This window comes from Streptomyces carpinensis (assembly GCF_002154505.1).
GTDB classification, from domain to species: domain Bacteria; phylum Actinomycetota; class Actinomycetes; order Streptomycetales; family Streptomycetaceae; genus Streptomyces; species Streptomyces carpinensis.
Map to the genome: position 1 here is coordinate 24,975 of NZ_MUBM01000235.1, position 14,970 is coordinate 39,944.

The 14,970-nt window shown below is 72.3% G+C and carries 13 protein-coding genes; 8 read left to right on the forward strand and 5 right to left on the reverse strand.

From position 1 onward, the window contains the following. Positions 1 to 106: 106 nt before the first annotated feature. From phoU to BZY54_RS29510, 4 genes are all read left to right on the forward strand, one after another. Entirely contained in the window at positions 107 to 796 is a 690-nt protein-coding gene (gene phoU, locus BZY54_RS29500; RefSeq protein WP_086728384.1) for a phosphate signaling complex protein PhoU, read from the forward strand. 1,082 nt (positions 797 to 1,878) lie between these two features. Further along, entirely contained in the window at positions 1,879 to 2,034 is a 156-nt protein-coding gene (locus BZY54_RS51755) for a hypothetical protein (protein ID WP_167414089.1), read from the forward strand. A 348-nt stretch (positions 2,035 to 2,382) separates the two neighbouring features. Then, positions 2,383 to 2,925: a lamin tail domain-containing protein gene (locus BZY54_RS29505; protein WP_086728396.1), complete on the forward strand. Its 543-nt coding sequence runs from the start codon at positions 2,383 to 2,385 to the stop codon at positions 2,923 to 2,925. Positions 2,926 to 3,489: 564 nt separating this feature from the next. Continuing rightward, positions 3,490 to 3,723 (forward strand): hypothetical protein, encoded by a 234-nt coding sequence (locus tag BZY54_RS29510; protein ID WP_086728385.1) that lies wholly within the window; start codon positions 3,490 to 3,492, stop codon positions 3,721 to 3,723. A gap of 852 nt (positions 3,724 to 4,575) precedes the next feature. Here the strand turns inward: BZY54_RS29510 and BZY54_RS29520 are convergent. Next, entirely contained in the window at positions 4,576 to 5,337 is a 762-nt protein-coding gene (locus tag BZY54_RS29520; RefSeq protein ID WP_086728386.1) for a phosphoglyceromutase, read from the reverse strand. A gap of 207 nt (positions 5,338 to 5,544) precedes the next feature. Between BZY54_RS29520 and BZY54_RS29525 the strand changes: the two genes are divergently transcribed. Continuing rightward, a complete protein-coding gene (locus BZY54_RS29525; protein ID WP_086728387.1) occupies positions 5,545 to 6,855 on the forward strand; it encodes an MDR family MFS transporter in 1,311 nt (436 codons plus the stop codon). Positions 6,856 to 6,935: 80 nt separating this feature from the next. Here the strand turns inward: BZY54_RS29525 and BZY54_RS29530 are convergent, their stop codons facing one another. Continuing rightward, positions 6,936 to 7,415, reverse strand: a complete 480-nt coding sequence (locus BZY54_RS29530; RefSeq protein WP_167414090.1) for a DUF2000 family protein — start codon at positions 7,413 to 7,415, stop codon at positions 6,936 to 6,938. On the opposite strand from BZY54_RS29530, the gene BZY54_RS29535 reads away from it, so the two are divergent. After that, positions 7,414 to 8,241, forward strand: coding sequence for a helix-turn-helix transcriptional regulator (locus BZY54_RS29535; RefSeq protein WP_086728389.1), 828 nt, complete (start codon positions 7,414 to 7,416; stop codon positions 8,239 to 8,241). The genes BZY54_RS29530 and BZY54_RS29535 overlap by 2 nt on opposite strands. On the opposite strand, the gene BZY54_RS29540 is transcribed toward BZY54_RS29535, so the two are convergent. The 3 genes from BZY54_RS29540 to mshA all read right to left on the reverse strand — a co-directional run bounded on the left by BZY54_RS29540 (position 8,202) and on the right by mshA (position 11,965). Then, positions 8,202 to 9,944, reverse strand: coding sequence for a glycosyl hydrolase family 28-related protein (locus tag BZY54_RS29540; RefSeq protein WP_086728390.1), 1,743 nt, complete (start codon positions 9,942 to 9,944; stop codon positions 8,202 to 8,204). The genes BZY54_RS29535 and BZY54_RS29540 overlap by 40 nt on opposite strands. Before the next feature lie 142 nt (positions 9,945 to 10,086). Further along, the gene (locus tag BZY54_RS29545; protein ID WP_086728391.1) at positions 10,087 to 10,587 is read right to left on the reverse strand and encodes a type III secretion system chaperone family protein; all 501 of its coding nucleotides are present in this window, start codon (positions 10,585 to 10,587) and stop codon (positions 10,087 to 10,089) included. After that, positions 10,580 to 11,965, reverse strand: coding sequence for a D-inositol-3-phosphate glycosyltransferase (mshA, locus tag BZY54_RS29550; protein WP_086728392.1), 1,386 nt, complete (start codon positions 11,963 to 11,965; stop codon positions 10,580 to 10,582). The genes BZY54_RS29545 and mshA overlap by 8 nt, the downstream gene beginning before the upstream one ends. Positions 11,966 to 12,302: 337 nt before the next feature. Here mshA and BZY54_RS29555 point away from each other — a divergent pair, with 337 nt between their 5' ends. Then, positions 12,303 to 13,088 carry a class I SAM-dependent methyltransferase gene (locus BZY54_RS29555; RefSeq protein WP_086728393.1) on the forward strand — a complete coding sequence of 262 codons (786 nt, stop codon included), beginning with the start codon at positions 12,303 to 12,305 and terminating at the stop codon, positions 13,086 to 13,088. A 258-nt stretch (positions 13,089 to 13,346) separates the two neighbouring features. Further along, the gene (locus BZY54_RS29560) at positions 13,347 to 14,471 is read left to right on the forward strand and encodes a C40 family peptidase (RefSeq protein WP_086728394.1); all 1,125 of its coding nucleotides are present in this window, start codon (positions 13,347 to 13,349) and stop codon (positions 14,469 to 14,471) included. Positions 14,472 to 14,970: the final 499 nt, after the last annotated feature.

Here is a 14,970-nt window from a genome sequence, read left to right on the forward strand (position 1 = left end):
CCGCTGGTTGTCGGCCTGATTGCCACCCCTGGTTGCCACCCTGATTGGCACCCTGGTTGTCACCCCCCTGCAGCCCCCGAACGAAGACGCACGAGAGGGAACCCTGATGCGGGACGCGTACCACGAGGAACTGGACTCGATCGGCGACGGTCTGGTGGAGATGGCCCGGCTGGTCGGCTCGGCGATCGGACGCGCCACGACGGCCATCCTCGACTCCGATCTGAAGCTGGCCGAGAGCGTGATCGAGGCCGACCAGAAGGTCGACGAGCTCCAGCACGACCTGGAGGCCCGGGCCATCGCGCTGCTGGCCCGGCAGCAGCCCGTGGCGACGGATCTGAGGATCGTCGTGACGTCCCTGCGCATGTCCGCCGACCTGGAGCGCTCGGGCGACCTCGCCCAGCACGTGGCCAAGCTGGCCCGGCTCCGCTTCCCGGAGCGCGCGGTCCCGCAGGACCTGCACGCCACGATCCTGGAGATGGGCCAGCTCGCGCAGCGCCTCATGGCGAAGGCGGCCGAGGTGATCGTGACCAAGGACGTCGACCTGGCCCTCCAGCTGGAGCAGGACGACGACGAGATGGACCAACTGCACCGCACCCTCTTCCAGCACCTGATCGACGACCGCTGGAAGCACGGCATCGAGACGGCCGTGGACGTCACCCTCCTCGGCCGCTACTACGAGCGCTACGCGGACCACGCGGTGGCGGTGGCCAAGCGAGTGGTCTACCTGGTCACGGGCGAACACGCCGACGACCTCCAGCCGGACATCCAGCCGGTCACGGGGGTGGAGGGCGCGTAGGCCTTCGAGGCACGGCCGCCGGGGACGGGCGCACGGGCAGCCGGGGACGGGGCCGGGCAGACCGGTCGCCGGGCGCGCGGGCGGGCCGGCGGCCAGGCCTGTAGGCACACACCGGTGATCGGCGCGGGAGCACGGCGACGGCCGGGCGCGCGGACGGGCCGACGGGCACGCCTGCGGCATGCCGGCAGCCCGGCGCGCAGGCACACCGGTGACCGGACGCGGGAGCACTACGGCGGCCGGGCGCGCGGACGGACCGGCGGGCAGGTGCCCGGACAGACCGACGGCCAAGCCCGTAGGCACACCAGTGACCGGACACGCGAGCACGGCGACGGCCGGGCGCGCGGACGGACCGACGGGCACGCCTGCGGCATGCCGGCAGCCCGGCGCGCAGGCACACCGGTGACCGGACGCGGGAGCACGGCGACGGCCGGGCACGCGGACGGACCGGCGGGCAGGTGCCCGGACAGACCGACGGCCAAGCCCGTAGGCACACCGGTGACCGGACACGCGAGCACGGCGACGGCCGGGCGCGCGGACGGACCGACGGGCACGCCCGAGGGGATGCCGGTAGCCCGGCGCGCAGGCACACCGGTGACCGGACGCGGGAGCACTACGGCGGCCGGGCGCGCGGGCACGGTGACGGCCAGGCGTGTGGACGGGCCAGCGGGCAGGTGCCCGGGCAGACCGGTCGCCGGGCGCATAGGCAGACAGGCGGCAGGACCGCGGGCACAGCACACCGGTGACGGGGCACGCGACAGACCGGTCACCCGGCGCGTAGGCAGACAGGCGGCGGGACACGCGGGCAAGCCGATGGGTGAGCGGCTGGGCAGACCGGCGGCAGGACACGCGGGCACAGGGCACGCACACCGGTGACCGGACACCCGGCGGAACCGGTCGCCGGCGCGCAGGCGGACCGGTGACCAGGCCCGCGGGGATGCCGGTGGCCAGGCGGGTGGCCAGGGCGGCGGTCGGGCGCGTGGCGGGCCGGAGCGCCGGAGCGCGGGTGAGCCACTGTGCGCCGTTGATGCGCCCAGCGGAGCGGGCATGCAATGGGAACAGGCACCAGCCTCTAGGAGGGACCCATGGCCGAATCCCCCAGCACCACGCCCGACCCCACGCAGGACCGCGAGACCGAACAGCCCGTCGAGGCCAGGAGCCTCCCGCTCCTCGCCGCCTGCGGCTGCGGCTCGGGCTGCGGCTGCGGCTGCCAGTCGGGCGGCCCCTGCCAGTGCGGCTGACCGCACCGCCGCCCCGCCGCGGGCCGTTACCCACTTCGGGGTGACGGTCACGGGACGGGTGGGGTGGCGCGCCGTGGCGACCGAGGGCCCCGAGCCAAGGCCTTCAAGGAGACTCCGGCCCGCCACCCCGGCAAACCGCACATTCACCATCTAGATGGGCAATGCATCCAAGCGTCACGGAAATATGCGCAATTGGTAACACGCTTCGTGTACCACCCGTGTTCTCCCACGGGACGGACAGGGTGTGAGGCGCGGCCAACCCGGCCGCGCCCCGCATCGCACACCACCCCACACGGCTCCGGCCGCGCGGGCGGGGTGTGCTCGCACCAGCAGGGAGAACCCGTGTCCTTGTCCGTTTCCGTCTCTGTGACCGCCCGTCGCCTGACCGCAGCCGTCGCCACGGCGGGAGCACTGGTCGGGATGGCGACGCTGCCGGCGTCCGCGGCCGACCACACCTCGCGCTTTCACCGCGACGACGTGGTGATCAGCAGCGTGCACCTCGACCGCCAGGCCCGTGACTACCGCTCGAACCGGGCCCTGAACAACGAATGGGTGGAGATCACCAACAACACCCGTCACGACGTCAACCTGAGCGGCTGGACGCTGTCCGACGAGCACGGCCACACCTACAGGTTCCGTCACTACCGCCTCGACCGCCGCGCCACGGTCCGCGTCCACACCGGCTACGGCCGCGACACCCGTTGGGACCTCTACCAGGACCGCCGCAACCCGGTCTGGGACAGGAACGCCGACACGGCCACCCTGCGCAACGACCACGAACGCCTCGTCGACGCCGTCTCGTGGCGCGACCGCCGCCACGGCGACCGCGACGACCACCGCGGCATGCCGCACCACGGCGACCGCCACGACCACCGCGGCGACCGCCACTGACACACCCGTAGCAACCTTCCACGAGCGACGCACCCGGCCCCCTCTCCTGACCAGACATCGGGAGAGGGGGCTCTCACGTCGAATTGACGGGCGGCCGGCTGTCGCCGAGCTCCGTCAGCAGCTCAACAGCCACCGCGGCTCCGCAGAACGGCCGGCCGCCAGCTCCGTGAGCGCCTCACGCGCCAGCCGACGGACCTCAAGCCACCCCGCGTCGATCGCCAGCGCTTCGTACGTCACCTGGAAGCCTTCTGCGGTCCGCTCATCGCGTCGGGAACCGCGTCCAGGCGCCAGAGCCGCGACACCTGGGCGACATGCGTTTCCGCAGGTGAACACGGCTCTTGGCATGGGGCCGGCTGCGGACGCCGCCCTCTCCGGAACAACGAGGAGACCACCCATCCGGCCGGGGTGGTCGCTTCGTTCCAGGGCTTGTCCGACGGGTCGCGTCACCGACCCCGCACCCGACATCACTGTCACCCGAATGGCGCAACATGACGTGCCACCCACATGGATGAACATCAAGCTGACTAGTGCCCCAACCGAGGCAATCCGCGAAAGGGGAACCAAATGCGCATTCGACGAGCCCTCGCCGCCGGCATCGCCACGGCAGCCCTCGCCGGACTCGGCCTCGCAGGCGCCGCCACCGCCACCGCCACCAGTCTCACCCCGAGGCAGGGCGGCGCAGCCCTCACCCCGGGTGAGTGCACGCAGGGCGGCGGAACGGTCGATTGGTCGAACCCGACCGTGCCCCGTACCGGGACCTGCAGGGGCGGTACGCACAACGGGCAGACGGTCGACTAACCCCACTAGGCGCCCCGCTAAACCTCACTAGGCGCCCCGCAGCCACGCGCTGCGGGACGCTCCCGCGCGAGCGTAGCCGGGAGAGTCGCAGGGACCGTGCCGACCAGTCGGGCACGCTGGGTCCGAGTCGGCCCGGAAGCACGCGGCGGGGGGGAGCGCCCGAACGCCGTCGCGCGCGAGCACAGCGAGCAAGCTCGCGGAGGCGAGCGAGGTAGTCCTGAGCGGCGGGCTCGGCCGCGTATCGGTTCCTCATCGAAGGGACGGACTGGCGCTCGCCTTCGAGGGTGCGCTCGCCCAGACGAGCGCCTGTTCCAAGTCGCCCTCCCGCGCGGCAGTCACTCCCAGCGCTACCCGCGCCTCAGCGTTGCGCATGAGTGAGCGCTCCTGCCGTCGAAGTCCGTGCCCGCCCGAAGGACTTCTTCCGCGAACGTCCGGGCCCGGCGAGCTGTACAGCCACGCCCTGGAGTGGGGCCACGTCAGTCCCGCCTGAGCGCCGCGATGACCCCGCGATAGTCGCCAGTGGTGAGCGCGAACCATGCGCGCATCTCGTGAGCCCGTCCGGCGATCTCTGCGTGGTCCGCTTCAGAAGCCAGAGAGAGCGGCCCGACGCGTGGACTCAGCGGCATGACGGTCGCCCGTGTCGTACTCCACGTACCTCGGGCACTCCGATCCGGAGCTGACGCTGAAGGTGTAGGCGCACCTCATGCCAAGCAGCCGGGAACGGGTCCGGAAGGCTTCGGGCAGACTTCCCGTCCGCAAGATCACACGGGCTGAGGTTCCAGAGAGGTCCCAGACCGTGAAAATGCCTCCGACCCGAACCGGAAGCGCGAATCAGAGGCACGATCACGAAAGCTACTTCTTCTTGCCCTGGTTCTTGACCGCCTCGATGGCGGCTGCGGCTGCCTCGGGGTCGAGGTAGGTGCCGCCGGGGTTGAGGGGGCGGAAGTCGGCGTCGAGCTCGTAGGAGAGCGGGATGCCTGTGGGGATGTTCAGGCCGGCGATGTCGGCGTCCGAGATCTGGTCGAGGTGCTTGACCAGGGCGCGGAGGCTGTTGCCGTGGGCCGCCACCAGGACCGTGCGGCCGGTCAGGAGGTCGGGGACGATGGCGTCGAACCAGTACGGGAGCATCCGGTGGACGACGTCCTTCAGGCACTCCGTCTGCGGGCGCAGCTCGGGCGGGAGGGAGGCGTAGCGCGCGTCGGAGAACTGGGAGTACTCGGCGTCGCGGTCCAGCGGGGGCGGCGGGACGTCGTAGGAGCGACGCCACAGCATGAACTGCTCCTCGCCGAACTCCTCCAGGGTCTGCGCCTTGTCCTTGCCCTGCAGGGCGCCGTAGTGGCGTTCGTTCAGGCGCCAGGAGCGGTGGACCGGGATCCAGTGGCGGTCGGCGGCCTCCAGGGCGAGCTGGGCCGTGCGGATCGCGCGCTTCTGGACGGACGTGTGGACCACGTCGGGCAGCAGGCCGGCGTCCTTCAGCAGCTCACCGCCGCGGACCGCCTCCTTCTCGCCCTTCTCGTTGAGGTTGACGTCCACCCAGCCGGTGAACAGGTTCTTCGCGTTCCACTCGCTCTCGCCGTGGCGGAGGAGGATCAGCTTGTACGGTGCGTCGGCCATGCCTCTGAGCCTAATCCACGCATTCGGCGCCCTGCCCTGGTGCCCGGCAGGCGGACAGGCGGCGGACGGACGGCGGGCAGGCACCCGGTCGGGCCCCGGTCCAGCGCCTCGACAGTTGACTGGTTCTGTTAATTGAGTGGCCCGGCGCGAACCCGCCCTCGTAAGTTGTGCTCACCGCTTCAGCCGCTTACATCCGGGGGGTCCTCCATGTCGTCCGTCGCCCGTCTCAGACGTGCCACCCGGGAGACCGTCTCCGGGCTGCCCCGCGAGTTCTGGTGGCTGTGGACCAGCACCCTGGTCAACCGGCTCGGTGCCTTCGTCGCCACGTTCATGGCGCTGTACCTGACGCTCGACCGCGGCTACTCCGCCTCCTACGCCGGTCTCGTCGCCTCGCTGCACGGGCTCGGCGGAGTCGTCTCCTCCCTCGCCGGGGGCGTGATGGCCGACCGGCTCGGACGCCGGCCCACCCTCCTCGTCGCCCAGTCCTCCACCGCGCTCTTCGTCGCGCTGCTCGGCTTCGTGCGGGACCCGGTGTCGATCGCCGCCGTCGCCTTCCTCGTCGGCATGGCGTCCAACGCCTCGCGCCCCGCCGTGCAGGCGATGATGGCCGACATCGTGCGGCCCGAGGACCGGGTCCGGGCGTTCTCGCTGAACTACTGGGCGATCAACCTCGGTTTCGCCGTCTCCTCCATGGCGGCCGGGTTCATCGCCGAGTTCAGCTACCTCGCCGGCTTCCTCATCGAGGCGGGGATGACGGCCGTCTGCGCCGTCGTCGTCTTCCTCAAGCTGCCCGAGTCCCGGCCCGTCGGCCCCGCCGCGCGCGAGGCCAAGCAGGAGGTCGGCCTGGGGAACGTACTGCGCGACCGGCGCTTCATGAGCGTCGTCGGTCTGTCCTTCCTCGTCGCGCTCGTCTTCCAGCAGGGGTCGGTCGGCCTGCCCGTCGCCATGGGCAGGGCCGGGTTCACACCCGCCGACTACGGCATGGCGATCGCGGTCAACGGCATCCTGATCGTCGCCCTCCAGATCCCGGTCACCCGGCTCATCGAGCGCCGGGACCCCAAGCGGCTGCTGGTCGTCTCGTCCCTGCTGGCCGGGTACGGGTTCGGGCTCACCGTCTTCGCCGGGTCGGTCGGCGTCTTCGCGCTCACCGTCTGCGTCTGGACCCTCGGCGAGATGATCAACGCACCGACCCAGACCGGTCTCGTCGTCCGGCTGTCCCCGGTGCAGGGGCGCGGTCGCTACCAGGGCGTGTACACCCTGTCCTGGTCCGTCGCCGCCCTCGTCGCCCCGCTGATGGCCGGCACCGTCATCGACCACCTCGGCGCCGGGTGGCTGTGGGGGTCCTGCGCGGCCATCGGCACGGCGGCCGGGATCGGCTACGGGTCCCTGATGCGGCGCCTGCCCGCGGAGGAGAAGGAGCAGGAGACCGTGGAAGGGGCGGAGGAGAAGAAGGCTGCGGCGCAGACGGCCCCCGTTCAGGCGGCGGCCGACACCGAGCCCGAGGTCAGCACGGCCTGAGCCCCGACTCCCCGCCCTCGGGCCCCGGAACTCGTGGGGCCCGGGTCCGCCGCGGCGGACCCGGGCCCTGCGAGTGCGCCCTACGGATGCATCCGAGCCCCCTTCAGCACCTTGTCCACCGCGTTCCTCGGGCCGTACACCGCCAGCCCCACCAGGTCCAGGTCGGTGGTCCTCACTGCCCGCACCGCCGCGCGGTTGTCGCGGTCGTTGCCCGTGGTGAAGAGGTCGGACGTGAACACGGCGCGCGGCAGGGCGCGCGACAGGGCCTTGCCGTGCGCCGCCGTCAGCGTCTCCTTCGTGCCCTCGAAGACCAGTACCGGCTGGCGGAACATCGGCAGGTAGGACACCTCGTCGGCGTCCTCGTACGGCTCGCCGACCACCTCCGGCACGGCGGTGCCGAGGCCGCTGACCAGGAAGGCGGTGACGTTCAGACGCTGCCAGGGCTCCAGGTCCTCGCGCAGCAGTACGGCGATCTTGGTGTCGAAGCGCATGGGCTGCTCGTCGTTCATGGAATGAGACTCCCGAACGCCGTGCGGCGCCGTCTTGTACGTTCTTTGCATGGCCCCGCAGCCCCAGCGGAAGGTCTCCGCCTGGCGCCCCCGCATCCCCGGTGTGGTGGAGGTCTTCCACGCCCATTTCACCGAGTACGCCTATCCCATGCACGTGCACGAGGCGTGGACCCTGCTGATCGTGGACGACGGCGCGGTGCGCTACGACCTGGCCCGGCACGAGCACGGCACCCCGGACGACACCGTGTCCCTACTGCCGCCGCACGTGCCGCACAACGGCTCCCCCGCCACCCCGCACGGCTTCCGCAAGCGCGTCCTCTACCTGGACGCCACCCATCTCGGCGACGACCTCATCGGGCCGGCGGTGGACGGACCGGACCTCCGGGATCCGGTGCTGCGCCGGCGCGTGGGCCAGTTGCACGGCGCGCTCGGGCGGCCCGGTGACGAACTGGAGGCCGCGAGCAGGCTGGCGCTCGTCGGGGAGCGGTTGCGGGACCATCTGCGGCACCGGGTCTCCGACGGCACCGGACGGCCGCGGCGGGACCCCGCCCTCGCCCGCTCGCTGCGCGAGCTGCTCGACGAGCGCGTCACGCCGGGGCTGGCGCTGGACGAGGCGGCGCGGTTGCTGCACGCCCACCCCGCCCACCTGGTACGGGCGTTCACCGCCGCCTACGGCATCGCGCCGCACCAGTACCTGATGTCCCGCCGCGTCGACCGCGCCCGCGGGCTGCTGCTGGAGGGGCGGCCGCCGGGCGAGGTGGCCCCGGTCACCGGGTTCTACGACCAGGCGCACCTCACCCGGCACTTCAAGCGGCTGGTCGGGGTGACGCCGGGGCGTTACCGGGACGGCTCACGCCGGGTGTCCACCTCGCGCTGAGCCTCGTAGAGGTTGCGTGGGCGCACGACGTCGCTCGTGCCGTACAGCTCCAGGCGGGAGTGCAGGTCGCCGGTGAAGTCGGGGACGTCGATCTGGTCGAACTCGGTGACCTCGTTGATGCCGACGGTGGCGGAGTACGGGGCCAGGCCGTCGATCCTCATCAGTCCCGCGCGGCCGTTCGTCACGCGGATGTTCCAGTGGGCGAAGCGCGCGCCGAACAAGGGCCCCGCGCTCGCGTCGCCGCCGTGGCGGCCGTTGTTGTTCACGGTGATGTCGGTGCGGACGTCGGCGAAGGGCAGGCCGCGGTGGCTGTCGAAGGTGCCCATCTCCATCCGGCCGCGCGACCAGACGTTGTACGAGGACAGGCCCTCCACGTTGATGCCGTGCAGTTGGGTGTTCGCCGGGGCGGGGACCGTGCGCTGTTCGATGGTGAAGTCCTCGATCAGGTTGTCGTGCGAGCCCTCGCGGCAGAAGTACGGGTGGTGCGAGCCGCGGCCCGCCACGCGGGTGCCGCGCAGGGTGCAGGCGGAGGCCGCCACCAGCCCGAAGCCGTTGTCGACGTTCCGGACCGTCACGTCGTCCACCCAGCAGTCGTAGGCGCACTGCAGGACCACCCCGTTGTAGCCCTTGTCCAGCAGGTGCGGTGACTGCGGGGTCTGCACCGCCTCCAGCGTCAGGCCCTCCACGCCCGCGCCCGTCAGCTCCGGCACGTGCGTGGTCAGACGGGGGTCCCACTCGGGGCGGATGTCGAGGGGGAGCGGGCGTTCGAGGGTGACCTCGCGGCCGTGGACGTGCGTGATGCGCACCGGCCATTCGTAGGGAACGTACGATGTCAGCTTGGTCTTGTCGTCCCAGTAGTAGGCCTCGGGGCCCGGACCGCCGCCCGCCATGTGCTCCAGCAGGGTGTGGCCGGCGTCGTCGGCGAGGCGGAGCAGGACCAGCCGGCCGGGGCGCAGCCGGGAGGCGTCGGCGACCGTCACCGTCCAGGAGCCCCGCTCGGCCGGCTCCACGGTGGTCAGGGTCGTCCACTCGTCGCGCTTGTCGCCCGTCCAGCCCTCGAAGGGCCAGGCCTCGGCCCGGATGGCCGCGACGAGGGAGTTCCAGCGGGCCTCGGGAGCCATCCAGATCAGGCCGCCGGCCCAGGACCAGGAGGACTTGTCGCCGCCGTAGCGGGAGCCGTAGGGGCCGATCAGTTCGGTGAGGTTCTTGGTCGCGTACAGCGTCGTACGGCCGCTGCCGGCGCCCCGCAGGACGACGTCCGAGTGGCCGATGCGGATCAGGCCGTCGATGCGGAAGGTCCCGGGCGGGACGAGGACCGTGCCGCCGCCGGCCCGGCCCGCGGCGGCGATGGCGCTGTTGATCGCGGGTGCGCAGTCGGTGGTGCCGTCCGCCACGGCGCCGTGGTCGGTCACGTCGGTCACGACGCGGTGGCTCGGGAGGCGGGACGCTCCCCCGCGGCAGCCTGCCCGGCCGACATAGGGGATCTGCGGATGGGTGAGGGGTGTGCGAGTGAACTCCCGCCAGATGGACGGGACCTGTCCCGGCGTCGGCGAGGGTGCGGCGCCCGCCGCCGGGCTTCCGGAGCCGGCCTCCGCCGGCGCGCCGGTGCCGGTGGCCGCCGCCGGGCCACCCGTCACGGTGGCGGCCGCGACGCCGAGGGCACTTCCGAGCAGGAGCCGTCTGGTGATGTCCGCGTTGCCCATGCACAACCACCTTCCACGTATATGAACGACGTTCAGATCCGCGTCGGGCGTGAGCATGCCACGGAGCCCCCGGACGGGGAAGAGGTCGTGCATCAAGTGGAGTACGGCTGGAGTGGCGAGCGCCGCGCCGCGGAACGACAGATCAGTCAGCCGGACGCTGAGTCAGATGCGTGAACGCCTCGAGATTCCGCGTCGATTCGCCGCGCGACACGCGCCACGCGTACTCCCGGCGGATCGCGGAGGCGAAGCCCAGCTCCAGGAGGGTGTTGAAGGCGCCGTCGGCCGCCTCCAGGACCTGGCCGAGGAGCCGGTCCACCTCGTCGGCGGTGACGGAGGCGAGGGACAGGCGGGCGGTGACGTAGACGTCACCGAGCCGGTCGACGGCGTAACTCACGCCGTACATCTTGAGGTTGCGCTCCAGCAGCCAGCGGTGGACGCCGGCCTCGTTCTCGTCGGGGTGGCGGATGACGAAGGCGTTCAGCGAGAGGGAGTGACGGCCCACCAGGAACGAGACCGTGGTGGAGAGCTTGCGGGTGCCGGGGAGCTTGACCACGTAGTTCCCGGGCCCTGGGCTCTCCCACTCCAGCTCGGCCTCCTTGAAGACGGCTTCGAGGGTCTGCCCGGCCTTTTGCACATCACCCATGCTGGGAGCGTACGCGACGGCGATGCGCCTGCAACGCGGCCGTGTACACCTCGGCCGTGGCCGCCGCCGAGGCGTCCCAGCCGAAGCACCGCGCGTGCCGGGCGGCCGCGGCGCCCATCCGATCCGCGCGCCCCGGATCGTCGGCGAAGTCGCGCAGCACGCGCGCATAGGCGGCCGGGTCGTGGCCCTGGACGAGGAATCCGGTCTCGCCGTCCCGTACGGCCACCGGCAGCCCGCCGACCGCCGCCGCCAGCACCGGCGTCCCGGCCGCCTGCGCCTCGATGGCGACCAGACCGAAGGACTCGCTGTAGGAGGGCATGACCAGCACGGACGCGGCCCGGAACCAGTCGGCGAGCTGGTCCTGCCCGACGGGCGGACGGAACCGCACGACGTCGGCGATGCCGAGCCGGGCCGCCAGCTTCTGCAGACCCTCCGGCTTGGCCAGGCCGCTGCCGCTGGGGCCGCCGACCACGGGCACCACGATCCGCGAGCGCAGCTCGGGCCGCTCGTCGAGGAGGACTCCCACGGCCCGCAGCAGCACGTCGGGGGCCTTGAGCGGCTGGATGCGGCCGGCGAAGAGCGGGATCAGGGCGTGCTGCGGCAGGCCGAGGCGTTCGCGGGCGGCGGCGCGGGCGGCCCGGACGGTGCGGGCGTCCCCGGAACGGAGCGTGTCCGAACCGTCGGGGAAGGGGCGGAAGCGGGTGAGGTTCACGCCGGGGTGGACCACGGCGACCTTGGCCGGGTCGGCGGCGTAGTGCCGTACCAGCTCCTCGGCCTCCTCGTCGGTGTTGGCGATCAGCCGGTCGGCGGCGGAGACGATCTGGGTCTCGCCGATGACGCGGGCGGCCGGCTCGGGCGAGTCGCCGTCGGCGAGGTTGGCGTTCTTGACCTTGGCCATGGTGTGCATGGCGTGCACCAGGGGCACGCCCCAGCGCTGCGCGGCGAGCCAGCCGACGTGGCCGGAGAGCCAGTAGTGCGAGTGCACCAGGTCGTAGTGGCCCGGGCGGTGGCCCGCCCAGGCCTGCATCACGCCGTGGGTGAAGGCGCACAGCTGGGCCGGCAGGTCCTCCTTGGCCAGGCCCTCGTAGGGACCGGCGTCGACGTGCCGGACGAGGACGCCGGGGGCGAGCTGGACGGCGGGCGGGAGGCCGCCCGCCGTGGCCCGGGTGAAGACCTCCACCTCGATGCCGATCGCGGCCAGGCGCTGGGCGAGCTCCACGATGTAGACGTTCATGCCGCCGGCGTCGCCCGTGCCGGGCTGGTGCAGTGGTGAGGTGTGCACGGAGAGCATGGCGACGCGCCGGGGCCGGCGGTGCAGCCGCAGCCGGGCGGGGGCCGCCGCGGAGCGCCGCCCGAGCCTGCTGACGTACTGGCTCACGTGGCGTTCCTCCTTGCTGCGGGCATGCCGGACGAAGGGCGTCGTCCGCCCTCCACAAGCCAACACGCCAGGTCGCGGGTCCATTTCCGCTGCCGGGTCCTTTGCCCAATCATTACTGGATCTCGCTCAACCGTTCGACGTCGGGGTGCGTACCCCTCGCCTGGACGGGGTGGCGGGACGAACGGCGGGGCGCGCGGCTCGCGGGCGCGCGGTCCGCGCATGGTCTGCGTCACGTGGCGTACACCGGCACCGAGTGCCCCATACCCTCGTATCCATGACATCCCGCGCGGCGACCCTCCCCCACTCTCGGCTTCGCTCGAGCGGGGGGAACCCCGTCGTGGGAACGGTGACGCGCGGGACGACCAACCCCAACCGGCTGCGCCGCATGGACCGCTGGATCGCTGCCGTGCACGGCGCCGAGCTGCGCCGCGCCGCCGACCCGGTGGCCGTCGACCTCGGCTACGGCGCCGCCCCGTGGACGGCCGTCGAGCTGCTGCACCGGCTGCGCACCGTGGCTCCACGCGCGCGCGTGGTGGGTGTCGAGATCGAACCGGCCCGGGTCGCGGCGGCCCGGCCCTACGAACGCGACGGGCTCGCCTTCCGGCACGGCGGCTTCGAGGTGCCCCTCTCCCGGCGCCCGCAGCTCATCCGCGCGGCGAACGTGCTGCGGCAGTACGACGAGGCCGAGGTCGCCGCCGTCTGGGAGCGGCTGTGCGCCCGGCTCGCCCCTTCGGACGCGCACTCGCGCGGCGGCCTGCTCGTCGAGGGCACCTGCGACGAGATCGGCCGGCGGCACGTGTGGGTCGCGCTCGGTCCGGAAGGCCCCCGCACGGTCACCTTCGCCACCCGTCTCGGCTCCCTGCACCGCCCCTCGGACCTCGCCGAACGCCTCCCCAAGGCGCTCATCCACCGCAATGTTCCCGGCGAGCCGGTCCACGCGTTCCTGCGCGACTTCGACCGCGCCTGGGCGGCCGCCGCGCCCTACGCCTCCTACGGTGCCCGGCAGCGCTGGATACGCGCGGTGCGCGACCTCGCGGCCGACTGGCCGGTGGCGGACGGGCCGGGGCGTTGGCGGCAGGGCGAAGTGACGGTGTCCTGGCGGGCGTTGGCACCGCGCGGCTGACCCGCGGGGCGGGCCCGTGCGCCCGGTGTGGGGCCGCGCCCGCCATGGACCCGCGCGCCCGGTCGGCAGACGCGCTCCGACCTGCGGGGAACGATCTCTGCGAGTCGTTCGTCACACAGGCGGGAGAGCGTCGGGTGGGCATCAGGGGGCCAGGGGAGATGAGTGGGAAGCCCGGCCTCTGTTGTTTTGGGTGGATGCATGGCACGATCACCCGGACGCACATAAGTTACTGACGGTAAATCAGGTGGGGGCTGAGGTATGGGACGGGGCAGGCGCACTCTGCTCACGGCGGCCGTGACCGTGGTCTGCGCGGTCACCGTGCTGGGGGCACCGGGTACGGCGTTCGCGAGCGCGGAGCGGCCCACCCCGCATCCCACGCCCACCGCCTCGAACCCCGCGACCGACGCACCGGCTCCCCGGGACGACGGCCGGGACAAGGACCTGGACAAGGACCTGGAGGCCGTCCGCACCAAGCTGGACGCGCTCTACCACGACGCCGCCGTCGCCACGGAGGCCTACAACGCCGCCGAGGAGCTGAGCAAGAAGCAGTCCGCCGAGATCGTCGACCTGGCCAGGAAGGTCGTCGAGGGGCAGAAGAGGCTGGAGGAGCTGAAGGACCGCGCCGGTGCCGCGGCCCGTGCCCAGTACCGCACGGGCGGGCTGTCGCCCCAGGCCCAGCTGATGCTCAGCGACGACCCGCAGGCCTTCCTCGACGGGGCCGGCCGGGTGCTGGAGGGCGAGCGGGCGACCAAGGGCCTGCTCCAGGAAATGACCCGCACCCAGCAGGACTTGCAGCAGTACGCCGACGACGCCAACGATCGCTGGCAGCAGCTGGAGGCGGGCCGCAAGGAGAAGGCCAAGGCGAAGAAGCGGATCCAGCAGCGGATCAAGGAGGCGGAGAAGCTCCAGGCCACGCTGGAGAAGCGGCAGCGCGAGCGCCTGGCGCAGCTGGAGAAGCAGGCCGCCGAGCGGGCGCAGACCGCCTGGCTGGACACCGGGATCCTCAAGGAGGTGAACGGCAAGGCGTCCACGGCGGGGCGCAAGGCGGTGACGTTCGCCACGGCCCAGATCGGCAAGCCGTACGAGTGGGGCGCCGAGGGCCCGAAGACGTTCGACTGCTCCGGACTGACCTCGCAGGCCTGGGCGGCGGCCGGCCACCCCATTCCGCGCACCTCCCAGGAGCAGTGGAAGCGGCTCAAGCACGTCGACGTCAAGGACATGCGCCCCGGCGACCTGATCATCTACTTCGACGACGCCAGCCATGTCGCGATGTACGTCGGCGACGGCGCGATCATCCACGCCCCGCGCCCGGGGCGGACGGTGACTCTCGCGGGGGCGGGCGAGATGCCGATCCTCGGCGTCGTACGGCCGGACGCGGACTGAGGTTCTCCACCGTTCGGACCCCGGTGACCTGTGCCATGTGACGCACCCCACCCGGTGTCGAGATCAAACCCACAGGGGACGTGAGCTTCGTCATTCCGGTTGCGGGGTCGCCCTGTCCAACTCCGTTACGGATCGCGGCATATGACAGTGGCCGAAGACAGAGCGACGCGCCTCACACCATTCCAATGCGGTATCGACTACCGCTATGGTCCCCGTCGGTGGGTCGGTCCCTCGCACCCACCACGCCCTCGGGGGGAGGGAAGGAATCCAGGACGATGCCCGTGCCCGTACCGCGGCAGAGAGCGATCCCGGCCGTCGAGTGTGATCAGGTGCCGCCCGTGTCCCACGGCGGCGGCCCCTCCGCGGCACCGGCCCCGCACAGGGAAGCCCCGAAGCCGAAGGAACCGACGGTCGAGAAGGACAACCGCCACGGCGGCCACCCCAGCACCAACCTCACGCTGCTGCTGATCGAGGACGATCCCGGCGGCGTCGAGCATCT

Excerpts from the sequence above, each read along its gene's own strand:
- BZY54_RS29510 (WP_086728385.1), top strand. The coding sequence starts at position 3,490 with ATGCGCATTCGACGAGCCCTCGCCGCCGGCATCGCCACGGCAGCCCTC.
- BZY54_RS29540 (WP_086728390.1), bottom strand. The coding sequence starts at position 9,944 with ATGGGCAACGCGGACATCACCAGACGGCTCCTGCTCGGAAGTGCCCTC.
- BZY54_RS29525 (WP_086728387.1), top strand. The coding sequence starts at position 5,545 with ATGTCGTCCGTCGCCCGTCTCAGACGTGCCACCCGGGAGACCGTCTCC.
- BZY54_RS29560 (WP_086728394.1), top strand. The coding sequence starts at position 13,347 with ATGGGACGGGGCAGGCGCACTCTGCTCACGGCGGCCGTGACCGTGGTC.
- BZY54_RS29535 (WP_086728389.1), top strand. The coding sequence starts at position 7,414 with ATGGCCCCGCAGCCCCAGCGGAAGGTCTCCGCCTGGCGCCCCCGCATC.
- phoU (WP_086728384.1), top strand. The coding sequence starts at position 107 with ATGCGGGACGCGTACCACGAGGAACTGGACTCGATCGGCGACGGTCTG.
- BZY54_RS29545 (WP_086728391.1), bottom strand. The coding sequence starts at position 10,587 with ATGGGTGATGTGCAAAAGGCCGGGCAGACCCTCGAAGCCGTCTTCAAG.
- BZY54_RS51755 (WP_167414089.1), top strand. The coding sequence starts at position 1,879 with ATGGCCGAATCCCCCAGCACCACGCCCGACCCCACGCAGGACCGCGAG.
- BZY54_RS29520 (WP_086728386.1), bottom strand. The coding sequence starts at position 5,337 with ATGGCCGACGCACCGTACAAGCTGATCCTCCTCCGCCACGGCGAGAGC.
- BZY54_RS29530 (WP_167414090.1), bottom strand. The coding sequence starts at position 7,415 with ATGCAAAGAACGTACAAGACGGCGCCGCACGGCGTTCGGGAGTCTCAT.